Genomic DNA, 21,906 nt, shown 5'->3' with positions numbered 1-21,906 from the left:
CATGAAGCAGAACACTGCCGCGATGCCGCTGGAAGGCATCAAAATTCTGGACCTGTCCCAAATCATGGCCGGGCCATACTGCACCATGGTTCTGGCCGACCTGGGCGCCGAAGTCATCAAGATCGAAAAGCCTGGCGCGGGCGACGATTCCCGAGAGATGGGGCCCTATGTAAACGGAGAATCGAGCTGTTTTGCCCAGATCAACCGCAACAAGCTGGGCATTTCACTCAACCTCAAGCGACCGGAACTTCGCGAAACCGTGCTGGAAATGGTGCGGTGGGCCGATGTGCTGATCGAGAACTACCGGGTGGGCGTCGCCTCCGCGCTGGGACTTGACTACGAAACGCTCAGCGCCATCAATCCCCGCTTGGTCTATTGCTCGATCTCGGGCTATGGGCAGACCGGACCGTATGCCGGCAAGGGGGGATTTGACCTGGTGGCGCAAGGCATGACTGGCATCATGAGCATGACCGGCGAGCCAGACGGACGCCCCCTCAAGTCGGGTATCGCCATCTATGACGTAGGCGCCGGACTGACCGCTACCTACGCCATCCTTGCCGCCTGCATTCACCAGCAGCGCACCGGCGAAGGCCAGCACATCGACATCTCGCTCGCGGAATGTGGACTGCCCTGGTTTATCTGGGAGGCCGCGGCCTACTTCTCGGAAGGCACGGTACCCAAGGCTACCGGAAGCCGCCACCGCGTGTCCGCGCCCTATCAAGCCTTTAGCACCGGCGACGGCTACATCGTCATTGGCGCCGCGAACCAACGCACCTGGGAAAAGCTCTGCACCGACGTCCTGGGTCGCCCGGAGCTGATCCACGACCCGAGATTCCTGACCAATAGCGACCGTCTGGACAACATCGCCGAACTGGAGCCACTGCTGGAAGCCGAATTCGCGCGCGCCGACGCGGCTAGCTGGATCGCCCGATGCGAAAAGGCCCAAGTGCCGTGCGGCCCCATCAACGATTTCCACCAGGCGATGCAGGATCCGCATTATGCGGCTCGCGGCATGGTTCAAGAACTGGACCACCCAAAGCTTGGCCGCATGAAAACGGTCGGCATACCCACTAAATTTTCTCGTACGCCGGGCCAGATCCGGCGGGCTGCGCCCCTGCACGGCGAGCACACCGATGAAGTCCTGCTTCGCTTTGGCGCGTCGCCAGAAACTATCGCGCAATGGCGCGAACACGGCATCGTCCAGTAAAGAAGCAGATATCTCCACAGCACAAAAAAAAGCAGTCAAGGGGCCGGGCAGTCAGCCGGCATATTCGAAGTGAAGAATCGCGTCTCACGCGAAATCAAGGAACGAATATGAAAACGCAGCAACCCAAGAACACGTCCCGCCGCGACTTTTTATCGGTTGGCCTGGTGCTGGCTGGCGCAAGCCTGGCACCCTGGAGCCTGCGCGCCGCGCCTGCGGGGCAGCCATTTCGCCTCGGCGCGCTCAATTCCATCACCGGCGTGGGCGGCCCGTATGGGGTGCCGATGCTCGAAGCCATTCGATTGGCTGTCGACGAGGTGAACGCCGCTGGCGGCGCCGCCGGGCGCCAGCTGCAGCTTTTCGCCGAAGATGATCAGACCAAGCCCGACGCTGCAGTCCTCGCAGCGAAAAAGCTGATCGAGGTGAATCAGGTCCAGGCGGTGGTCGGAATTTGGCCCTCCTCGGTGGGTCTGGCTGTCATGCCCATCACCAACAACGCCGGTCTCATCATGATGAACACCTGCGGCGCCCCGGAAATGCTGACGGAGAACCGCAAAGGCCTTGCCTGGATGTTCCAGGCATCGAACGCGGTTTTTGGACGCGCCTTTGCTGAAGTGGCACGCCAGCGCGGCTTCAAGCGCCCGGCAGTCATGGCCTTCAACAACTCCACCTTTGTTGGGCTGGCCAACTATTTCAAAGAAACGTGGGAGAAAGACGGCGGCAAGGTCAGCAGCATGGTGATCTACGAACCCAATCAGACCACCTATCGAACCGAATTGAACCGGGTCCTTGCAACGAATCCGGATGTGATCGCAATGGGTTCGTATCGCCCCGACGCAACGATTTTGCTGCGCGAGTGGTACCAGACCGGTCAGGACTGCAAATTCATCATGCCGGGTTGGACCGCCAACGAAGCGCTGGTCAAGGCGCTGGGAAAGGAGGTCACCGAGGGCATCATCTCGATTTCCAACGTGGCTGCAAGCGGAAACCCGGCGTACAAGAGCTTCTCCGAGCGGTTCCGTGCCAAGGTCAAGCACGAGCCCGATGTGTTTGCGGCCCAGAGCTACGACATGGTCATTGCCCTGGCCCTGGCCATCGAAGCCGCCGGACCAACAGCCGACATCGCCGCCATCAACGGCCAGGTCAAGGCGGTCACTCGGCATGGCGGAGAAAAGATCTCTTCGTTTGCGCAGGGCCGTGATCTCATCCGTGCCGGCAAGGCGGTGGACTACGACGGTGCATCGTCAAACCTGGAGTTCGGCGCGCATGGCGAGACCGTGCCAGATTTCGGCGTATCGGAAATCGAAAACGGCAAACTGGTACTGAAAGAGACCGTGCCGGGTACGCGTTGAAGCGGAGCAACGATGGAACTCATCCCAATCTTGAACGCCGTCATCAATGGCACCGTGCTAGGCACCTTGTTGTCACTGCCAATCCTGGCGATCACCATGGTGTTTGGCATATCTCGCTTTCCCAACGCGGCGACGGGCGACTACATGACGCTTGGCGCGTATACAGCCGTCGCCACCCAGGCGTGGATCGGCAGCTCACTCGTGCTTGCCGTGGTGAGCGCCAGCGTGGTGACCGCGCTGATAGCCGTATTTTTCTATCTGTGGGTCTTCCGCGCGCTCGCTAAACGCTCCAACGTGGCGCGTCTTATCGCCTCGCTGGGCGTGGCGTTCGTCGTACGCACGACGATCACCTTTTTCGCGGGCCAGGACCAATACAACCTGGAAATGGGCCGGATCATGCGTGCGTGGAACTGGCATGGCATTCGCATCCTGCCAATGGACGTCTACATCCTGCTTACGGCCATCGGTGCGTTGGGGATCGCATTTGTGATCTTGCATGCCACGCCACTGGGACGGCGCATGCGGGCGGTGGCCGACAATCCCGACCTCGCCGCCGCCAGCGGCATCCGCTCACGTCGCGTCATGCTCTATCTGTGGCTGTTGAGCGGCTTCTTCTGCGGGCTGGGCGGGGTTCTGCTGGCCATCAAGGCGGTGGTCGTCCCCGAACTCGGATTTGAGCTACTGATGCCGATGTTTGCGGCAGTGATCCTGGGCGGCATTGGCAATCCCATCGGGGCCGTCGTCGGTTCCCTGATATTCGGGATCTCGCAGGAAATAGCCACCCTTTACGTTGGCCCCTCCTACAAGATTGTCATCGCCTTCCTGGTCTTGCTGGTGCTGTTGTTGTTCCGGCCGCAGGGTCTGTTTGGCCGCCCGATCATGGCGAGGTAAAGAGAGATGGAATCCTATTTGATTGCAATCTCCATCGGCATTCTTATCTACATGCTGATGGCTCTGGGTCTGTCGCTGCACTATGGCTTTACCGGCCTGGTCAACTTCGGGCATGTCGGCTTCTTTGCCATCGGTTCCTACACCTCTGCGCTGCTCGCGCTTCAGGGCGTACCCATCCCCTTGGCGATGGTGGGCGCAACGCTGCTCACCGCACTGGCGGCTTGGCCGCTGGGGATCGTCGCCTTACGGCTGGGAAGCGATTATCTGGCCATCGTGACGCTTGGCTTCTCGGAGTCCGTCCGGATGATGCTCCAGAGCGAGGAATGGCTGACTCGAGGCATGCACGGTCTGCCGGGCATACCCCGTATGTATGAGGGTTGGATCCCCGCCGCCCAGATTGATCTGGCCATCATGTTGACCTTGCTCGTCGTCAACGGGGCGGTGTTCTGGTTGGTCACGCGCGTCGTCAAAAGCCCGTTCGGGCGGGTCATTGAAGCGGTTCGCGACAACGAAGTCGCGGTAAGGGCGCTGGGCAAAGACCCGGCTCGCTTCAAGACCCGTTCGCTCATGCTGGGCGCGGGCCTGGCCGGCCTGGCGGGCGCATTTCAAGCGCACTACCTCACGTTCCTGAGCCCCGAGCAGTTCGTTCCGCTCATTACGTTCTATATCTGGATCGCCATTTTTGTCGGAGGCGCCAACCGCCTGCTGGGGGTCGCCTTGGGCACCGTCATCATGGTCGGCTTTCTCGAAGGGTCTCGCTTCGTCCGAGACTTCGTGGGCGGAATCTCCGAAGTGCAGATGGCCAGTGTGCGAATTTGGGTCATCGGCATGGCGTTGATTCTTATCGTGCTGTATCGGCCGCAAGGGATCTTGGGAACAAAGGCGGGGAAGTCGACATGAGCCTTTTGACTGTAAGAAACGTTAGCGCCGGGTTCGGCGGAATGCTCGCCTTGGACAATGTCAGCCTGGACCTGAACCAGGGCGAACTTCTGGGCCTGATCGGCACGAATGGCGCGGGAAAGAGCACGCTCTTCTCGGTGATCACGGGGTATGTGCCCAGCCGGGCAGGCGTCGTTCAGTTCGACGGCCGCGACATATCTCACATGGCCGTGCACACCCGCGTGCGCCAAGGCCTGGCGCGCACATTCCAGGTGCCGCGGGAATTCTCGCAGCTCACCGTCATGGCCAACATGATGGCGGCTGCACCAGACGCGCAGGGCGAGAAGTTGCTGTCCATCTTCTTCAATCCGGGGAAAGTGCAAAGAGAAGAGGAACAGGTGGCCGATCGTGCCCGCGACTTGCTGCAATTTCTCAATCTATCGCGGGTCGCGGATACCCAGGCGGGAAAACTTTCCGGCGGACAAAAGAAGCTGCTGGAGCTGGGACGGCTGCTCATGCTGGAGCCCCGCTGCATCATGCTTGACGAGCCTTTCGCTGGCGTCAATCCGGTGTTGATCGGCGAGTTGTCAGAACGCATCGTGGCGTTGAACCAACGCGGCATGAGCGTGCTGATTATCGAGCACAACCTCGAAGAACTTTCGCGCATCGTGCCGCGCATGTATGTGATGGACCGCGGCAAGGTCATTGCAGAGGGCAAGCCTCGGGACGTGCTCTCCCAGGATGCGGTTCGCGAGGCTTACATGGGGGGTGTGATATGAACGTAACCAATGACGCCGCACCGATCCTGACCATAGAAAACATGGCCGCAGGCTATGGAGACGTCGATATCGTCAGTGGCATCGACCTCCACGTGAAGCCGCGCGAGATCGTCACGATCGCTGGCACGAACGGGGCTGGAAAGTCCACGGTCATCAAAGCCGTAATGGGCCTGCTGCCGCGGCTGTCGGGATCGATCACCTTCGACGGGAACGACCTGCGCCGGTCCGCCGTGGAAGATCGCGTGCGCCTGGGCATCTCTTATGTTCCGCAAGTGCAGAACGTGTTCGGCGAGCTGACCGTGCTGGAGAACCTCCAGGTCGTCGAACACGTAAGCGATGCCCGTCGACGCACTGAGGAAATGTTTGAACTCTTCCCAGCGTTGGCGCAGCGGCGCCGCACCCACGCCGCAAATCTTTCCGGCGGCGAACGCCAGCAATTGGCGTTTGCTCGCGCGTTGATGCCTTCCCCTCGCATGGTGCTGCTCGACGAGCCGTCCGCGGCATTGTCGCCCGCATTGACTTCCCAGGTGTTCGAGGAAGTGCAACGCCTGCCCCAGTTGGATATCGCCGTGCTGATGGTCGAACAGCGGGCCCGCCAGGCGCTGGCTTTCAGTGACCGCGGCTACATCCTGGATTCCGGCCGCATTGTCCTGACCGATACCGGCCCCAACCTGCTCGCAAATGAAGAAATGGCGGAACTCTACATCGGGCACCGTCACGACTCCCAAGGAGAACCCGTATGACCGCAACCAAGGCGCCCGGACGCCCTGCCCCCTCGGAGCGCGCCCATCTCACCCTGGCAGAGGGGCTGCGCGCCCTGGACAAGGGCACGCTCAGCGCCGAAGCCTGGGCGCAGGCTTGCCTGGAACGAATTGCGCAGCGCAACCAGGAAGTCAAGGCGTGGGTGCACGTGGCGGGCGAAGCCGCGTTGGCGCAAGCGCGCGCCATCGACCGGCGCGGCCGCCGCTCTCGCTACGAGGGTGCGCCGATCGGCATTAAAGACACCATCGACACCGCGGACATGCCCACCGAACTGGGCGAACCCGAGATCTTCACTGGGCGTCAACCTAAGCAGGACGCGCCGGTGGTGACGCGCGCGCGCGAACAAGGGTTCGTGCTGCTGGGCAAGAACACCGTGTCACGCCACGCGATCATGCTGCCCGGTCCGTGCCGCAACCCCCATGACCTGACCCGTAGCCCGGCTGCCTCCTCTGCGGGTTCGGGCGCGGCCGTGGCAGACTTCATGGCCCCGTTGTCCATCGGCACCCAGACCGCCGGCTCCATCTTGCGACCCGCATCCTTCTGCGGCGCCGTCGGATTCAAGCCCACCCTTGACGCCATCCCGTATGTCGGCATCAGAAGTTATTCGCGGCCGCTCGATGTGATTGGTCCGCTTTGCAGGTCCGTGGAAGATGCGCAGCTCTTCATGCATGCGTTCGTGGGCGATCCGCGTTTTGCACCGTCGCTGGAAAGCGGAAACGCGCTGCGCCTTGGCGTGTGGCGCCCCCGCGCCTGGCCCGAAGCCGAACCCGCAGCGCAAGCCGTCTTCGAGGACTGCCTGAGCCGCCTGACGGCCGCAGGCGTTTCGTTGCAGGTCTTGTCCATGCCTGCGGCCTATGAAGACATCGGCGACATTCAGGATGTCATCATGGCCTATGACCTGGCGCGCGAATACGCGCATATCCGCCGCGATCACGCCGCATTATGCGACCCTGAGCTGCTTGCCTACCTGGCCCTGGGCGACACTTACACCGACGCCGACTATGCATCCGCACTGGACGCAGCGGACAAATGCCGGCGGGCGTTCTATGACATTGCCCGCGACGTGGACGCCATTATCATGCCTGCCACGTTGGGCGTGGCCACGCCCGCCGAAAGCACGGGCAGCTCGGTGTTCATCCGCGCGTGGTCATTGCTGCACAACCCCTCGATTTCACTGCCGGTCGGACGCAGCCCGGAAGGATTGCCCCTTGCCGTGCAGCTCGTGGGATTCCAGAAGGAGGATCCCAAACTGCTGCAGCATGCGCGCCGCGTGGAATCCATTCTCGGAAACCGGGCCGGGGAAACGTAGCAGGCGGGGCTGCTGTCGCTGTTTTATCTACTGCTCCTTCAGCCCCAACGATTTCACCAACGGCGCGAACAGCTTCTTTTCGTCCTGCACGCGCGTGGCGTAATCGGCCACGCTCAGCGGAATCGCCTCCGCGCCCGCATCCAGGAAGCGCGCCTTGATCTCCGGCCGCGCCAGCACTTTGTTGATTTCGGCATTCATGCGATCGACCACATCATCGCGAGTGCCCGCGGCCGCATACACGCCGAACAGGCTGTCCGCGAACACACCGTCAATGCCGGCCTCGGTAAAGGTCCGGATGTCGGGCGCCACGGCCGCGCGTTGCCGGCTTGCCACCGCCAGCACCTTCAATTTGCCCGCCTGCACCATGGGAAATACCGTGGCGGGTCCAAACGCGAAGTCGATCTGGCCCGCGGCCAGGTCCTGTATCGCCGGCGCCACGCCGCGATACGGTGCATGGGTGGCCTGCATGCCAGTCGCCTGCTTGAGCAGCTCGCCGGCCAGATGCGGTGTCGTGCCATTGCCGGCCGAACCGTAATTCAGCGGATCGGACCGCTTGCGCGCGTATTCCACGAACTCTTCGAGCGTATTGACGCCAAGCGAAGCCCGGACAAACAGGAACAACTGGCTGTTGGCCAGCAGGGCAACCGGCCGCAAGTCCCGCTGCGGGTCGAACGGCATGTTGGCGAACATCAGCGGGTTGACCGATTCCGTCGTCGACGGATTGAGCAGGAAGGTATGGTTGTCGCGGCCGTTGCGGACCACTTCGGCTCCCGCCAGGTTGCCGCCCGCACCGCCACGATTTTCCACGATGACGGTCTGCTTCAAGGCCTCGGCCAAGTGCGGCTGCACGGTGCGGGCCAGCACGTCGACCAGCCCGCCGGGCGCCAGCCCCACGACCAGACGCACGGGCTTGGTGGGCCACGCCGCAGACGGTGTTTGTGCATGGCTGCCCGTCGCCCAACCCGCCAACGCCAGCATCATCACGGCCAGACAACGTCTACGCAGCAGCATGCAATTCTCCTTGTTGGGGGGCCACCCCGCAAAACCGCGCACGGCGCGTCACATGCCGCACCGCGGTCAGCCGCCTCGATGCACCATCGCGGCGGCCCTGCATTTGCCGCTCATTCTTCACAAAAGTTTAAGCATAAAGAATCCCGGATAACCCTACCTTGCCGACCCGATATCCGAGCCGCCGCCGTCCGTTGGCGCGACGCCGGGATCCTCTGCCTCATCCTCAGTGTTGGGTCACATGTTCAAATGGTCGGACGATTTGCTTCGAAGCTGATGATCTGATCGCCCTGGCGGGGTTGGCGTCCGTGCTGGTAGTCGCCTGACACCACCACGTCTGCAAAACCCGCTTCCCGCAATGCAAAGGTCAATTCGTCAACCCCCCACCAACGCAGATGGAATAGATCAAGCTCAGACACCAGCAATGCCCCATCTCGCCAGTGTTCGTAGTGCAGATGGGAAAGCGTTGTCTGCTTGACGTAATCAATCTCGGCTCGATGACTGGTCATCGTGAGAAGATCGCCGCCTTCGACTGGCCACCTGCGCGCGGGCATCGCTTCTGAGATGACGCTTTCGATGGGATCGATGTCCAAGATCAGCCTTCCACCGGGCTGCAGATGTTCCCAAAACCGCTTAAGTACAGCCACCGCCGAGGCGGTCTCGGTAATCAATTGGAATGATCCGGCCGGCATGATGATCGCCGCGAAGCGCCGGTCGTAGCTGAACTGCTCGAACGTCTGACATGTCAGCGTGGCGGCAAGGTCTCGTTTCCGGCACTCCTGCCTGCAGTGCTGGAGCATGTCTTGCGACGCGTCGAAACCTTCTATAGCGAACCCCATTTCAAGCAGCGGTATCAGGATCCGGCCATTGCCAACTGCGGGTTCCAAGATGGGGCCATCACACCCAGTCAGACGCTGCCGATAGAATTCCAGATCCCCGAAGGAATGACCGATGGGTTTATCCAGATGATAGATCCAGGAAGCGAGTTTTCCGTACGTGTTCTGCATGTTTATCCTTCCGTGCCAAAGCAGGCACGCCTACCTTACCAGCGAGATGTCGATGTTCATTCACGTTAAAGAACTTGGGGCGCAACGGCGGAAACTAAAGTCGGGCTGCGCGATGCCATACAATTTTCGTATGATCGCCTCGAGAAAACAGCAAATTTTGGTCGGGTGCAGGTACTGGCTGGCAATTTGCGGCAACGTATCGAATTGGCGCCGCATGGTGTCTTCCGGGCGGGCGTTTCGATAGCCAAAGTTGACGGCCGAATACCGCATTTGCAGATCCAGATATGGCGTGCACGATTCGTTGTACATGTAGCTGCCTTCGCAGCCTGAATGTCGAAGTTCAGTGACACTGGAAACGCGACCCACTAAAAATCAATGAGTTAGAACTTCTTGCTTCAGCGAGATTGAAGCGCTTGGTTCATTCAAGATGAGATTTTTTTCCCAGCGGTCCGTTTAACTTGAAAGTACGCTGGAAACTTAGAGTGCATGAGCTCTGCCGCCCTGCTCCTTTCCAACAGTCAGACAGGATTATTTGCGGCGCGGGCCGCTCGACGCTGATCGAGGTGCTTGGCGATCTGGCGCCGTGGCTGGTAAACGCACCATATAAGGAGGAACGGGCTGGCCGTTGCGCATGCAACCACCAGCCCGTTCGTCCCCTCAAGCCCGGTGGGCGTTTCAGAGCTTGGCCACGGACACCTCCGTGGCCTTTACAAAGGCGAGCACTTCGGTGCCGACCTGCAGATCCAGTTCCTTGACCGAGCGCGTCGTAATGACCGAGGTCACGATGCCCGCGGGTGTGTCGATGTCGACTTCCGACACCACGGATCCCAATACGATTTCGCGGATCTTGCCGCGGAACTGATTGCGGGCGTTGATGGATTGAATGGCCATGCATGACTCCAGTATGAGATAGGTAATACGACGCCGCTCAGGCGGCGCCGCGGGCAGGACAGCGCGCTGGCGCGGCGTCCCTGACAATCAGCGCGTTGCACATATCCGTGGCCGAGCGCGGCCGGTCACCGCGCGGGAAGGCTGGGGCGGGTCCGACAGCAAACGGCGCGGCTACCCAGCACGACACCGGCTGCCGTGCCCATTTCACCCACTCCCGCCGGCAGATGCGCCGCAGCCGGCGCCGCAGTCCAGCCCACGCGGCGCGCACGCCGCCCTGGCCGCCCGCGCCACTCATCGGTCGACCCCGATGAGGCGGAAATCCTGCGCGGCGGCGCGTTCGAGCTGCGCCACGAGTTGCAGTTCCCAGTCGAGATAGGCACGAAACCCGGCGTCGCGCGCCGCCAGATCGTCCAGGAGGTACGGGCTGATGTCCTGGTCGTCGTCGCCCGTCAGCACACCTTCGTCCCCGCGCTCCAGTGGCAGCCCGGCCGCCTGCCAGGCCCCAGTGCCGCCCTGCAGTGCGTAAACCTCAGGCGCCTGTGTCTCACGGCGAAGCCGCCATTGCAGTTCGGCGGCCACGGTCTGCGCGAGCACGCCGTCCTCCGACACGATGACCACGCGCGCCGCGTTCGCGCCATCCTCGGCAACGAGCGCCGGCAGCCGGTCCGGCGCGGCGAAGCGCGCGCCCGGGATGTGGCGGCGCACATAAGCCTGGCGGCGATCCACGTCGTACACTCGCGTGGGGCCGCGCTCGGCCAGCCAGCCTTCGAGCACGGCGGCGCGGACCACCGGCGCGGGATCGCGATGGCGCATCACGCGCACGCGCTCCGGCCCGCTCTCCAGAATGACCGGGAGCACCGGTTCGCCAGGCTCGCCGGCGTGCGGCGCCAGCGGCGTGGCATACAGGTACACCTCGAGGACGCCCAACTGGCGAAGCCAGGCCGCGGTGGTCAGTGCGCGCACCCCGTCGTGATCGGCCAGCACCACGCGCGCGCGCCGGGTGCCGACATATTCGTCGGTGGCCTGCACCAGTTGCCCGCCCGGAGCCCAGCGCCAGCCGGGAAGATGGCCGGCTTCGTACTCCTCGCGCGTGCGCACGTCGAAGCGATAGAGGCTGCGCTCGCCAGCGGCGGCATCGGCCTCGAACCTGGCGAGCCGCGCGGCGTCGATGTGCTCCACGCCCGCCGCTGCGGCCACGGCCCGCGCGCGCTCGCGCGCATGGGCCAGGGTCTGTGGCCCAGGCTCGGGTAATGCCGCATGGCGGCCATAGGCCAGCTCGCGCCCCGACAGCAGCCATTCCATCGTGCCATTGCGCAGCGACGCCACCTTGTTCGGGATGCCCGCGTCAATCAACGTCTGCGCGCCCACGATCGAGCGGGTGCGTCCCGCGCAATTCACCACCACGAACGTGTCGGGATTGGGCGCGAGTTCGCCGATGCGGTAGACCAGCTCCGCACCGGGCAGGCTATGCGAGAACGGCAGCGTGAAGTTGTGGAATTCCTCCGTGGTGCGGCTGTCGACCACGACGATGTCCTCGCCGGCCGCCACGCGGGCGGACAGCTCATCAACGTCGATCCATGGCGTGTGCTTTTCATGCTCGATCACTTCGCCAAATGCCTTGCTGGGCACATTGGTGCCCCAGAAGACCTCGCGACCCGACGCCTCCCAGGCGCGCGTGCCGCCAGCCAGCACGGCCACATCGGCGTAGCCCAGCCGCACCAGCTTGCCGGCGGCTTCGTGAGCGAGCGACTCATCCTCATCGACCAGCACGATGCGGGTCGAGCGGCGCGGCACGAGACGGTCGATGCGTTGCTCAATGCGCCAGAGCGGCGCGTTGGCCGCCTCGAGGAGATGGCGTTCGGCGTATCGGCCCGCCTCGCGCACGTCGAGCAGCGCGATTTCGGAGGGGCCGCGCAGGGCACGCTCCAGTTCTGCCGGCGCCACACGCGCATGGAGAATCGCCGCGGGCGGACCGAAGGTCCGGTACGTGCCCCCGGCCGTGCTTTCGAACACCACACGTCCGGCCAGCCGGTCCAGGGCCAGACCGTAGAAGTGCAGATGCGCGCCGGACGACGCGCCGATGAGTTCGATGGTGTGAACGTCGTCGGGCTGCAGCACGATGGACGAGCCCTGCGCGACGTCAACGCGGCGCACGTGCGTGAGCGTGTCGCGCAAGGGGTCCGAGCTTCGGCTGCGCGCATACACCTCGTTGCGCTCCTCACCGCGCACGCCGGCGATGATTGCCCACGTCGTATGGTCGTGCGGCGGCTGCGCCTTGCCGGCTTCGCCGAGCGAGAGGTATAGCGCATAGGCGCCGTCCACGTCCTCGGCCAGGCGATAGATCGTGGCCGGCCGCTCCGGATGCAATGCGAAGGTTTCCGCATCGAACAGCTCGGTGCGCGTGGCCAGGGCGCGCAGCAGGCCCGCCGCCGACTCCAGCTGCGCCGGCGTGGCGCGTCGCGGATCGGGCAGGATGGCTCGCACATCGCGGATGAACGCGGCGACGGCTTGCGTACGCTGGGTCTGGAGGGAAAGGTCGGCGGTAGGCGGCAGTTGCGTCATGGCGGTTCCGGGTTCGGTACGAGGCCCGGGCAATCGCCGCGAGCCGGATGCCAGCCAGACTACGGCGCCCTCCGCGGGCGGCGCAACGCAGAAATCCGACTATCCATATGCGCCCTGCAAGCCCCGCTGCGACGCATAAGGACATACGAAAAACGACCTTCCCCGCACGGACCCCGCTCCCTACCATCGTGGCCTTCTCCATCGTCGCGTCCGAGGCGCGCGGCGTCTCCCAGACCACGAACAGGATTGTCCCCATGCCCGCAACACCTCAAACGCCCGCCGCGCGGCGCGCCACCGTCAGGGTAGCCGTCGACGTCGGCGGCACATTCACCGACATCGTCCTCGAGCAGGGCGAGACGCGGCGCTCGGCCAAGCTGCTCACGACGCCTGCCGCGCCCGAACAGGCCGTCCTGGCCGGCATCGACGAACTGCTGATCGCAGCGCAACTGAGCTGGCCGGACGTGGATCGCCTGGTGCTGGGCACCACGCTCGCCACCAATGCGCTCATCGAGCGCAAGGGCGCGCGCACGGCCCTCGTCACCACCGCCGGTTTCCGCGATCTGGTCGAGATCGGCCTGGAGGACCGCTACGCCCAATACGATATCTTCCTGGACAAGCCGCAACCGCTCGTGCCGCGCGACTGGCGCCACGGCGTCACCGAACGGGTCGACGCCCAGGGCCGCGTGCTCACGCCGCTCGACGAGGACGGTGTGCGCGCGCTGGCGGACCGCCTGCGCGAGGACCGTATCGAGAGCGTCGCGGTGTGCCTGCTGCACAGCTACGCGCATCCCGCGCACGAGCGCCGCATCCGCGACCTGCTCCGCGCCGAGCTGCCCGCGCTCTGGATCTCCTTGTCTTCCGACGTGTGCGCCGAGATCCGCGAATATCCGCGCCTGTCCACGGTATGCGCGAACGCCTACGTGCAGCCCCAGGTGTCGGGTTATCTGCGCCGCTTCGAAGCGGCCGCGCGTGAACGCGGGCTGCGGGCCGAGCCGTTCCTGATGACCTCGGGCGGCGCCATCGCCACGCTGCAAACCGGCGTGGACGAGCCCGTGCGGCTCGTGGAGTCGGGGCCCGCGGGCGGCGCCATCCTGGCCCAGCACATCGCCGAGCAGGTCGGCGCGGCACGCGCGCTCTCGTTCGACATGGGCGGAACCACCGCCAAGATCTGCTACATCGACGACTACCAGCCGCAGATCAGCCGCAGCTTCGAGTTCGGCCGCGTGCATCGCCACCTCAAGGGCTCGGGCCTGCCCATCCGCATTCCCGTCATCGAGATGATCGAGATCGGCGCGGGCGGCGGCTCGATCGCCCGGGTCAATCACCTGGGCGTAATCCAGGTCGGGCCCGACAGCGCGGGCTCGACGCCCGGGCCCGCGGCCTACGGGCTGGGCGGCCAGCATGCCACCGTGACCGACGCCCACGCGGTACTCGGCACCATCACGCCGGAGCGCTTCGCCGTAGGCAAGGTTTCGCTCGATCCCGCGCTCGCGCGGCTCGCCGTGCAGGCCCATCTTGCCAGCCCGGCCCAGCTCACCGATCCGGAGGCGGCTCAGGCCGTGCTTGAGGTCGTGACCGAGAACATGGCCAATGCCGCCCGCGTGCACGCCTCCGAGCTGGGCAAGACGGCAGACGAACACACCCTGATCGCGTTCGGCGGCGCCGCGCCGCTACACGCAGCGCTGCTCGCGCGCAAGCTGGGCATCGGCACGGTCATCGTCCCCCAATCGGCCGGCGTGGGTTCGGCGGTGGGTTTCCTGTGGGCGCCCATCGCCTACCAGGCCGTGCGCAGCCTGCATCAGCGGCTGGATCGCATCGACCTGGCGCTGGCCACCGGTCTGCTCGAGGATCTCACCGCGCAGGTCCAGGCCGTGGTGAAGCGTGCCGCGCCGGACGAGCCGATCTCGATCAAGCGCCAGGTCTATATGCGCTATGCCGGCCAGGGGCATGAGATCGCGATCGATCTTGCGCCCGGCCCCTTCGACGCGGCCGCCGCGCAGGCGCTGGGAGAACAGTTCGCGCTGCGTTACGCGCAGATCTACGGCCGCAGCCTGCCGCACGTGCCCGCCGAGACGGTGAGCTGGTCGGTCGCCGCGCAGGCCGGCGCCCGCCGCGACATCACCGCGGACGTGATCGACGCGGCCGGGCCCCAACCGGCCACCCCAGCCGGGCAGCGCTCGCTTTATGACCTCGCTACCGCAAGCTGGCGCGACGTGCCGGTCTACGAGCGCGGCGCCCTGGCGGCCGACCAGTTGGTGCGCGGCCCGGCCCTCGTCGTCGAGGACGAGACCACCACCCACGTTCCCGATGGCTTCGTGGCCCATCGCAGCCCGCAGGGTTCGCTGGTGCTGCACGATCAGCAACGCGTTCCCGCCACGCCTTCCCCGCTCCTGGAGACCACGGCATGACGTCGACCTCTTCCCCCGCCAGCGCGCAGGCGCGCGCCACCGCCGCGCGTGCACGCATCCGCCACCAGCTCGCCTGGAACCGCCTCCTCTCGGTCGTCGAGGAACAGGCGCAGGTATTGATCCGCTCGGCCTTCGGCACGGCCACGCGCGAGGCCGGCGACCTGTCCGCGGGCGTGTTTCTCCCCGACGGCCGCATGATCGCGCAAGCCGTGACCGGCACGCCCGGCCACGTCAACGCCATGGCGGAATCGGTGAAGCATTTCCTTCGCGTCTTTCCCGCCGACACGCTGCGCGATGGCGACGTGCTGCTCACCAACGATCCCTGGAAAGGCACCGGCCATCTGTTCGACATGACCATGGTCTCGCCCGTCTTCCATGCGGGCCGCCTGGTGGCGCTCTTCGCGTCGACGCTGCACGTGATCGACATCGGCGGAATCGGCAGCAGCGCCGATGGCCTGGAGGTCTATCACGAGGGTCTGTTCCTGCCGATCGTGAAGCTCTTCCACGCGCACCAGGCCGATCCCGGCGTGTTCGCCATCATTCGTGCCAACGTGCGCGAGCCCGAGCAGGTCGAGGGCGACCTGTATGCGCTGGTGGCGTGCAACGAGGTCGGCGGCCGCCGCTTGAAGGACCTGCTGCGCGAGTTCGAACTCGACGATCTCGACGCGCTGGGCAACACGATCATCGAGCAATCGCGTCTCGCGATGCTGCATGCAATCGCCGCCTGGCCGCAGGGTAGCTGGACAAACCGGCTCACCATCGACGGCTATGACGCGCCCATCGAGCTCGCCGCGCGCGTCACGGTCGAGCCCGAGCGCATCCTGGTTGACTTCGACGGCACGTCCGGCCAGGTCGCGCGCGGCATCAACGTGGTGAAGGCCTACACCGACGCCTACACCTCCTTTGGCATCCGCTGCCTGATCGGCGCCGACGTGCCAAACAATGCAGGCTCGCTGTCCGTGGTGCAGGTGAGCGCGCCCGAAGGCTCCATTCTCAATGCCCGCTTCCCCGCCGCCGTAACGGCACGCCACATCATCGGGCAGATGCTGCCCGACGTGGTGTTTGGCGCGCTGCGCCAGGCGCGGCCCGATCAGGTGCCCGCGGAAGGCAGCTCGTCGCTGTGGAACTTGCACCTGGTGGGCGGTGAACCGCTCGCGGGCGCCAGCGCCGAGCAGAACGAGGCGCTCATCCGGGGCCAGCGCTTCAATGCCGTGAGTTTCTCGACAGGCGGCACCGGCGCCCGCCCGGGCAAGGACGGACTGTCCGTCACGTCCTACCCGAGCGGCGTGCGCAACGTCTCGGTCGAAATCCTTGAGGCCGCCAATCCGCTGGTGTTTGAGCGCAAGGAGTACCGCGCCGACTCGGGCGGTCCGGGCGCGTTGCGAGGCGGGCTGGGACAGACCATCGCCGTGCGCCACGCCGATCCGCAGGCGGGCATGATCATCGCCGCGGCCTTCGACCGCGTCGTGCATCCCGCACGCGGCGCGCTGGGCGGCCAAGACGGCGCGCCCGGCCACCTCGGCCTTGCCTCGGGCGCGGTCCTGCGGGCCAAAGGACGCCAGCTCATCCCTGCCGGCGAGACCCTGGTGGTCCACACCCCGGGCGGCGGCGGCCTGGGCGATCCGGCCGACCGCGCGCCCGCGCTGCTGCGGGAAGACCTGCGGCTAGGCCTGGTGAGCCCAGAACAATCGCGCGACCGCTATCGCGCCTCCTGAAACCCTGCCGGCACCTCTTTCCTACTCAATCACAAGCCATTGCCATGACCCTGACCCGCCGTACGCTTCTGCACGCCGCCCTCGCCACCGCGCTGGCCGCTCCCTTCGCGTTGCCCAGCAACGCCGCAGCCCAAGCCGCCGCCAAGCCCAAGGGCGGCACCCTGACCCTGTTGCTGCCGTCCGAACCCACCGCGCTCGTGACCGTCGGCAACGTCGCCACGCCCATCCTGAGCGTCAGCGCCAAGGTTACGGAAGGCTTGCTCAAATACGACTACGACCTTACGCCGCAACCGCAGCTCGCCACGGCCTGGACGATCAGCCCCGACGGCACGGTGTACACGTTCACGCTGCGCCAGGGCGTGCGCTGGCACGACGGCAAGCCGTTCACCTCGGCGGACGTCGCCTATTCGCTCAACCTGCTCAAGAAGATCCACCCGCGCGGACGCAACACTTTCGCCAACGTCACGGCGATCGAGACGCCGGACGAACACACCGTGGTCCTGCGCCTGTCCAAGCCGGCGCCCTATCTGATCCGCGCCTTCGTGGCCACCGAAACGCCGATCGTTCCCCGACATATCTACGAGGGAACCGACCCGCTCTCCAACCCGGCGACGGCGGCCCCGATCGGCACGGGCCCATTCAAGTTCAAGGAATGGGTGCGCGGCAGCCACATCGTGTACGAGCGCAACCCCGACTACTGGGACAAGCCCAAGCCTTACGTGGACCGCCTGATCGTGCGCGTGGTCGCCGATCCGGCCGCTGCGGCAATCGCCTTTGAAACCGGCACGGTCGACCTTGGCTACCGCACACCGGTGCCGCTCGCCGACCTGGAACGCCTGCGCAAGGTGCCCAGCCTGCGCTTCGAGACCAAGGGCAACAGTTATTCGTTCAACGTGACGCGCCTCGAGTTCAATCTCGACAACCCCTATTTCAAGAACGAAAAGGTGCGCCAGGCGATCGCGCACGCCATCGACCGCAACGTGATCCTGAAGGTAGTGAACTATGGCGTCGGGCAGGTGGCCTACTCGCCAATCGCCCCGGGACTGAAGGCCTACAACGACCCCGCCCCGACACCGTATCCCTTCGACCTGAAGCGCGCCAACGCCCTGCTCGACGAAGCAGGCTACCCGCGCGGCGCAAACAATGTGCGCTTCTCCGTCCCGCTCGACTTCAATCCCATCGGCGCCGACGGTGCGCGGCTGGCGGACTATCTGCGCACCACGCTTGGCCGCGTGGGTATCGCCGTCAACGTGCGCGCCCAGGACGCCTCGGCGTTCATCAAGCGCGTCTACACCGACCGCGACTTCGCGTTCACCACAAACGGCGCGAGCAACCTGTTCGACCCGACGGTGGGCGTGCAGCGCTTGTACTGGTCAAAGAACTTCATCAAGGGTGTGCCTTTCTCCAACGGCACGCATTACAGCAACCCGAAGGTCGATGCCCTGCTTGAGGCTGCGGCAGTGGAAAACGACCCAGCTCGGCGCGTGGCGCTGTTCAAGGAGTTCCAGGAGATCGTGGCTCGCGAAGTGCCCGATCTGAACCTTTATCAGCCGGAGTTCATCACGATCGCAAACCAGCGCGTTCACGATCATTCGCTCACCGCCGACGGGGTGGAGTCGAATCTGGCGGACGTGTATCTCGATCCGCCGGCCGGGCGCTAAGAAGATTGGCTCGACGGGATTAGCCTGATGGACGCGCGTGCCGCCGCTTCGGCGGCGCCAGGGTTGCGCGCGTCGTCACTCGCCGATGTCCTCGCCGCGCAGCGCCGCTTCGACGATGGGCTGCGTCAGCGTGGGCACAAAAAGCTCGATGAAGTGATAGGCGTAACCGCGCAGCCACGCGCCACGGCGCACGGCCAGCCGCGTCAGGTTGATCTCGAAAAGATGCCGCGCGTCGATGGCCGTGATGCGTGTATCGCGCTCCGCATCCCACGCAACCGAGGCCACGATCCCCACGCCCATTTCGAGCTCGACGTAGGTCTTGATCACGTCGGCGTCCATGGCCGTCATGACGATATCCGGCGTAATGCCGGCGCGCGCGAACGCCTCGTCGATATGCGCGCGGCCCGTGTAGCCATGTCCGTAGGTGATGATCGGATAGGCGGCGAGCTGCGATAGCGTGGGCGCGACGGTGCCGGCCAGCGGGTGGTGCGGCGGCACGATGACGCTGTGCGTCCAGCGATAGCAAGGCAGGTTCACCAGGCCCGAGTAATCGGCCACCGCCTCCGTGGCCACACCGATGTCCGCCTCGCCTTCGAGCAGCATCTCGGAGACCTGCTTGGGCGAGCCCTGGTGCAGGTGCAATACCACTTCCGGATAACGCGCGCGGAATTCCTTGATGACGGGCGGGAGCGCGTAGCGCGCCTGCGAGTGTGTCGCCGCGATGGACAGCACCCCCGTCGTCGCACCGGCATACTCCGCGCCAGCATGGCGGATGTTGTCGGCAGCCTGCAGGATCTGCTCGACGAGCGGCAGGATCAGCTCGCCGGGCGGCGTGAGGCCGATCAGGCGCTTGCCGGATCGCACGAAGATGTCGACGCCCACCTCTTCCTCGAGTTCACGGATCTGCCGGCTCACGCCGGGCTGCGAGGTATGCAGGCTCTCCGACACATCGGTGAGGTTGAAGTCGCGGCGCACCGCTTCGCGCACGGAGCGCAGTTGCTGAAAGTTCATGGGGGTCGTCCGTCGGTGCTCGTCTCAACCCAGCAGGGCAAGCTGGTTGCCGCTGGGATCCTTCACGTACATCACGCGCTCAGGCGCATTGTCGGCCGAGCACACCGGGTGATGGCCGGCCGCGTGCAGTCGGTCGCGTACCGCCTCGAAGGCGTCGGTGCGCAGGGCAAGGTAATCAGCCTTGACGCCCGCCGCGAGGCTGGCCACGGGCGACAACGACAGGGTCGCGTTGCCCAGCGCGAACGTGAGACGTGCGCCGCTCTCGCCCGCCACCTCGTTCAGCCCGAGGATGTGCCGATAGAAGTCACGGATCGCGCCGGCCTGCCGATCGAGAAACGAAAGTTGGACGGATTCGATGGACAAAATGAAGGACATGCCTGGATTCCCGCTGATGAACCAGGCACATGATAGGCACGCAGGCCAATGAAAAACAAAGAGGATGTAATCCGGTCTACATGAGCGCGAGACTTAAGGATGAATCGGCCTTTGCATATAGCTCGAAGCCGGGGTCGGCGCGGCTGCCAGCGCCGCCCCGGTCGTCGCTCAGGCGCTCAGCCGCAGCCGATCGCGCACGGCGGCGAAGCCCTGCTCCAGATCGGAGATAAGGTCGTCCGGATGCTCCAGCCCCACATGCAGGCGCACGGCGCTGCGCCCGCCCGGCCAGCCCGTATGCTCGGCCAGGCGCTGCGGTGCGGCCTCAAGCGCCAGGCTCTCGTACCCCCCCCACGATGCGCCGATCGAGAAGTAGCGCAACGCATCGACGAAGACGCCGGCCGCCCGCGGATCGTTCTGCGCGAACGCGAACGTCAAGAGGCCGTTGCCGCCGCTGAAATCGCGCTTCCAGAGCGCGTGGCCTGGGTCCTGCGGCAGCGGCGGGTAGTACACCTGGAAAACGTCCGGATGGGCCGACAGGTAAGCGGCCACCGCCGTGGCATTGGCTTGGTGCCGCGCCAGCCGCACATCGAGCGTGCGGATGCCGCGCAACGTGAGATACGCGTCATCGGCTCCCACGGACAGCCCCAGGCCATCGTGCGTGGCCGCGAGGCGGTCGAAGAGGTCGGGCGTATCGGCGGTGACAGAGCCCATCATCACGTCCGAATGCCCGGCCAGATACTTGGTGGCGGCCTGGATCGAGATGTTGGCCCCCAACGCCAGGGGCTGGTGGTACAGGCCCGCGCCCCACGTGTTGTCGATCGCCACCACGACGCCGCGCTCGCGTGCCTGGGCCGCCAGCGCCGGCAGGTCGAGCACTTCATAAAGCAGCGAGCCCGGCGATTCGACATACAACAGGCGCGTCTGGGGCCGCAGCAGGTCGGGCAGCGCATCACGCCCCGGGGTGAAGTACTCCACCCTGATGCCCTGCCGCTGAAGCAGCACCTGGTCCACCTTGCGCACCGGCGCATAGACGCTGTCGCTCACCAGCACGTGATCGCCGGGTTTGAGCAGCGCAAGAAACACCAGCGAGATGGCGGACAGGCCGGACGGCGCGAGCAGCGTGCGATAGCCTCCCTCGAGCGTCGTGATCGCGGATTCCAGAGCGGCGTGCGTATCCAGGCCATGCCGGCCATAGGTCGCCACGCGCTCACCCGCGCCGCGCCGCGCCTGCAAGGCTTGCTGCGCCGCGCTATCCGCGAACCGGACGGTGCTCGTGCGAACCACCGGCACGTTCACGGGGCCGGCCCCGTCGCGCAGCGCCGGCGAGCCGACGTGGATCAGGCGCGTGCGCAGGTCGGCGTCGTCATGCGATATGGGATCGTGGCTCATGCTCGCACCTCGACGCTGGGCGTCAACTGACTGGCGTTGTAGTTGATGATCTCGCCGGTTTCCGGCTGGATTCCGATGCGGCCGTCGAGCGTCTCTAGCGGCCGCCCGTAGAGATGGAAGTGCAGCGTGGGGCCGCCATCAACCACGTGGATGCTGTGGATGTCGTCGGGCAGGAAGGCGATGGCCTGGCCCGGTTCCACCAGCACCTCCCGGACCTGCTCCAGCCGGGCCACCCCTGCCGTCGCGCCATCGTCAGTGCGCCGGTAGACGCGATTGAGTTCGGCGCCGGACAGCGCCACGATCACTGCCCAGGTGGTGTGGTTGTGCGGCACCGTGGTTTTGCCAGGGTTGATCGCGTTGAGATAGAGCGCGAGATCGTCATCGCCATCGTCGGGATTGAGACGGTAGCGCGTCGACGACTCCCGGGCGCCAGGCGCCGGCGCGGGAAACGCCTCGGACGGAAAGAGATGGCGTTCGGTCGCCAGCGCCTCCAGTCGCCGGGAGACCTGCGCCAGCGTGGCGCGGTCTAGCGCCTCACCGCCGGCGGCGCGCGCGGCGAGGATCAGGCGGATGTCCGCCAGCGCGGCATCGACGCTGGCGCGGCGGGCCGTGGGGGACTGCGCGGGGGATCGGGCTAGGGTCATCATGGACTCCTCGTGGTGTTCGAATGGGACGTCGTGAGAGAACGTCTGGGTGCGCGGCG

18 protein-coding genes and 1 pseudogene are annotated in these 21,906 nt (G+C 65.2%); 10 read left to right on the top strand and 9 right to left on the bottom strand.

Going from position 1 to position 21,906, the window contains the following annotated elements:
* The first annotated feature begins 1 nt into the window (after position 1).
* From HV786_RS20585 to HV786_RS20555, 7 genes are all read left to right on the top strand, one after another.
* Positions 2-1,207, top strand: a complete 1,206-nt coding sequence (locus HV786_RS20585) for a CaiB/BaiF CoA transferase family protein (RefSeq protein ID WP_056325596.1) — start codon at positions 2-4, stop codon at positions 1,205-1,207.
* Between the two features lie 107 nt (positions 1,208-1,314).
* A complete protein-coding gene (locus HV786_RS20580) occupies positions 1,315-2,556 on the top strand; it encodes an ABC transporter substrate-binding protein (protein WP_128828874.1) in 1,242 nt (413 codons plus the stop codon).
* Positions 2,557-2,568: 12 nt separating this feature from the next.
* Positions 2,569-3,447 (top strand): branched-chain amino acid ABC transporter permease, encoded by an 879-nt coding sequence (locus tag HV786_RS20575; RefSeq protein WP_128828873.1) that lies wholly within the window; start codon positions 2,569-2,571, stop codon positions 3,445-3,447.
* A 6-nt stretch (positions 3,448-3,453) separates the two neighbouring features.
* Positions 3,454-4,347 carry a branched-chain amino acid ABC transporter permease gene (locus tag HV786_RS20570; protein WP_128828872.1) on the top strand — a complete coding sequence of 298 codons (894 nt, stop codon included), beginning with the start codon at positions 3,454-3,456 and terminating at the stop codon, positions 4,345-4,347.
* Positions 4,344-5,105 (top strand): ABC transporter ATP-binding protein, encoded by a 762-nt coding sequence (locus HV786_RS20565; protein WP_128828871.1) that lies wholly within the window; start codon positions 4,344-4,346, stop codon positions 5,103-5,105. The genes HV786_RS20570 and HV786_RS20565 overlap by 4 nt, the downstream gene beginning before the upstream one ends.
* On the top strand, positions 5,102-5,848 hold the full coding sequence (locus HV786_RS20560) for an ABC transporter ATP-binding protein (RefSeq protein ID WP_128828870.1): 747 nt from the start codon (positions 5,102-5,104) through the stop codon (positions 5,846-5,848). Before HV786_RS20565 ends, HV786_RS20560 begins: the two co-directional genes overlap by 4 nt.
* Entirely contained in the window at positions 5,845-7,176 is a 1,332-nt protein-coding gene (locus HV786_RS20555; protein WP_128828869.1) for an amidase, read from the top strand. The genes HV786_RS20560 and HV786_RS20555 overlap by 4 nt, the downstream gene beginning before the upstream one ends.
* Positions 7,177-7,203: 27 nt before the next feature.
* Here the strand turns inward: HV786_RS20555 and HV786_RS20550 are convergent, their stop codons facing one another.
* The 5 genes and pseudogenes from HV786_RS20550 to HV786_RS20530 all read right to left on the bottom strand — a co-directional run bounded on the left by HV786_RS20550 (position 7,204) and on the right by HV786_RS20530 (position 12,644).
* Complete coding sequence (locus HV786_RS20550; protein WP_128828868.1) at positions 7,204-8,187, bottom strand: Bug family tripartite tricarboxylate transporter substrate binding protein; 984 nt, start codon at positions 8,185-8,187, stop codon at positions 7,204-7,206.
* Positions 8,188-8,429: 242 nt separating this feature from the next.
* Positions 8,430-9,191: a class I SAM-dependent methyltransferase gene (locus HV786_RS20545; protein ID WP_128828867.1), complete on the bottom strand. Its 762-nt coding sequence runs from the start codon at positions 9,189-9,191 to the stop codon at positions 8,430-8,432.
* A 153-nt stretch (positions 9,192-9,344) separates the two neighbouring features.
* Positions 9,345-9,521, bottom strand: a pseudogene (locus tag HV786_RS20540) (aspartate aminotransferase family protein); the annotation flags it as partial.
* Between the two features lie 345 nt (positions 9,522-9,866).
* Positions 9,867-10,082, bottom strand: a complete 216-nt coding sequence (locus tag HV786_RS20535; protein WP_056325532.1) for a TOBE domain-containing protein — start codon at positions 10,080-10,082, stop codon at positions 9,867-9,869.
* Between the two features lie 291 nt (positions 10,083-10,373).
* On the bottom strand, positions 10,374-12,644 hold the full coding sequence (locus tag HV786_RS20530; protein ID WP_175211693.1) for a rhodanese-like domain-containing protein: 2,271 nt from the start codon (positions 12,642-12,644) through the stop codon (positions 10,374-10,376).
* 254 nt (positions 12,645-12,898) lie between these two features.
* Here HV786_RS20530 and HV786_RS20525 point away from each other — a divergent pair, with 254 nt between their 5' ends.
* The 3 genes from HV786_RS20525 to HV786_RS20515 are packed head-to-tail and all read left to right on the top strand — an operon-like array spanning position 12,899 to position 18,428.
* Complete coding sequence (locus tag HV786_RS20525) at positions 12,899-15,052, top strand: hydantoinase/oxoprolinase family protein (protein WP_175211691.1); 2,154 nt, start codon at positions 12,899-12,901, stop codon at positions 15,050-15,052.
* Positions 15,049-16,767 carry a hydantoinase B/oxoprolinase family protein gene (locus HV786_RS20520; RefSeq protein WP_175211689.1) on the top strand — a complete coding sequence of 573 codons (1,719 nt, stop codon included), beginning with the start codon at positions 15,049-15,051 and terminating at the stop codon, positions 16,765-16,767. The genes HV786_RS20525 and HV786_RS20520 overlap by 4 nt, the downstream gene beginning before the upstream one ends.
* 44 nt (positions 16,768-16,811) lie before the next feature.
* Positions 16,812-18,428, top strand: coding sequence for an ABC transporter substrate-binding protein (locus HV786_RS20515; protein ID WP_128827798.1), 1,617 nt, complete (start codon positions 16,812-16,814; stop codon positions 18,426-18,428).
* A gap of 75 nt (positions 18,429-18,503) precedes the next feature.
* On the opposite strand, the gene HV786_RS20510 is transcribed toward HV786_RS20515, so the two are convergent.
* From HV786_RS20510 to HV786_RS20495, 4 genes are all read right to left on the bottom strand, one after another.
* Complete coding sequence (locus HV786_RS20510) at positions 18,504-19,439, bottom strand: CysB family HTH-type transcriptional regulator (protein WP_128827797.1); 936 nt, start codon at positions 19,437-19,439, stop codon at positions 18,504-18,506.
* Between the two features lie 24 nt (positions 19,440-19,463).
* Complete coding sequence (locus HV786_RS20505) at positions 19,464-19,814, bottom strand: VOC family protein (protein ID WP_128827796.1); 351 nt, start codon at positions 19,812-19,814, stop codon at positions 19,464-19,466.
* A 168-nt stretch (positions 19,815-19,982) separates the two neighbouring features.
* Positions 19,983-21,203 (bottom strand): cystathionine beta-lyase, encoded by a 1,221-nt coding sequence (metC, locus tag HV786_RS20500; RefSeq protein WP_128827795.1) that lies wholly within the window; start codon positions 21,201-21,203, stop codon positions 19,983-19,985.
* The gene (locus tag HV786_RS20495; protein WP_420809649.1) at positions 21,200-21,850 is read right to left on the bottom strand and encodes a cysteine dioxygenase family protein; all 651 of its coding nucleotides are present in this window, start codon (positions 21,848-21,850) and stop codon (positions 21,200-21,202) included. Before HV786_RS20495 ends, metC begins: the two co-directional genes overlap by 4 nt.
* Positions 21,851-21,906 lie beyond the last annotated feature (56 nt).

The organism is Achromobacter mucicolens (assembly GCF_902859725.1).
Classification (GTDB): Bacteria; Pseudomonadota; Gammaproteobacteria; order Burkholderiales; family Burkholderiaceae_B; genus Achromobacter; species Achromobacter mucicolens.
The sequence above is the reverse complement of the archived record's forward strand: the minus strand, read 5'-3'. Positions and strand labels throughout refer to the sequence as shown.

Coding starts and splice junctions, on each gene's coding strand:
- HV786_RS20520 (WP_175211689.1), top strand. CDS start 15,049: ATGACGTCGACCTCTTCCCCCGCCAGCGCGCAGGCGCGCGCCACCGCC.
- HV786_RS20505 (WP_128827796.1), bottom strand. CDS start 19,814: ATGTCCTTCATTTTGTCCATCGAATCCGTCCAACTTTCGTTTCTCGAT.
- HV786_RS20555 (WP_128828869.1), top strand. CDS start 5,845: ATGACCGCAACCAAGGCGCCCGGACGCCCTGCCCCCTCGGAGCGCGCC.
- HV786_RS20575 (WP_128828873.1), top strand. CDS start 2,569: ATGGAACTCATCCCAATCTTGAACGCCGTCATCAATGGCACCGTGCTA.
- HV786_RS20545 (WP_128828867.1), bottom strand. CDS start 9,191: ATGCAGAACACGTACGGAAAACTCGCTTCCTGGATCTATCATCTGGAT.
- HV786_RS20580 (WP_128828874.1), top strand. CDS start 1,315: ATGAAAACGCAGCAACCCAAGAACACGTCCCGCCGCGACTTTTTATCG.
- HV786_RS20495 (WP_420809649.1), bottom strand. CDS start 21,850: ATGATGACCCTAGCCCGATCCCCCGCGCAGTCCCCCACGGCCCGCCGC.
- HV786_RS20585 (WP_056325596.1), top strand. CDS start 2: ATGAAGCAGAACACTGCCGCGATGCCGCTGGAAGGCATCAAAATTCTG.
- HV786_RS20560 (WP_128828870.1), top strand. CDS start 5,102: ATGAACGTAACCAATGACGCCGCACCGATCCTGACCATAGAAAACATG.
- HV786_RS20550 (WP_128828868.1), bottom strand. CDS start 8,187: ATGCTGCTGCGTAGACGTTGTCTGGCCGTGATGATGCTGGCGTTGGCG.
- HV786_RS20525 (WP_175211691.1), top strand. CDS start 12,899: ATGCCCGCAACACCTCAAACGCCCGCCGCGCGGCGCGCCACCGTCAGG.
- HV786_RS20570 (WP_128828872.1), top strand. CDS start 3,454: ATGGAATCCTATTTGATTGCAATCTCCATCGGCATTCTTATCTACATG.
- HV786_RS20535 (WP_056325532.1), bottom strand. CDS start 10,082: ATGGCCATTCAATCCATCAACGCCCGCAATCAGTTCCGCGGCAAGATC.
- HV786_RS20515 (WP_128827798.1), top strand. CDS start 16,812: ATGACCCTGACCCGCCGTACGCTTCTGCACGCCGCCCTCGCCACCGCG.
- HV786_RS20530 (WP_175211693.1), bottom strand. CDS start 12,644: ATGACGCAACTGCCGCCTACCGCCGACCTTTCCCTCCAGACCCAGCGT.
- HV786_RS20565 (WP_128828871.1), top strand. CDS start 4,344: ATGAGCCTTTTGACTGTAAGAAACGTTAGCGCCGGGTTCGGCGGAATG.
- metC (WP_128827795.1), bottom strand. CDS start 21,203: ATGAGCCACGATCCCATATCGCATGACGACGCCGACCTGCGCACGCGC.
- HV786_RS20510 (WP_128827797.1), bottom strand. CDS start 19,439: ATGAACTTTCAGCAACTGCGCTCCGTGCGCGAAGCGGTGCGCCGCGAC.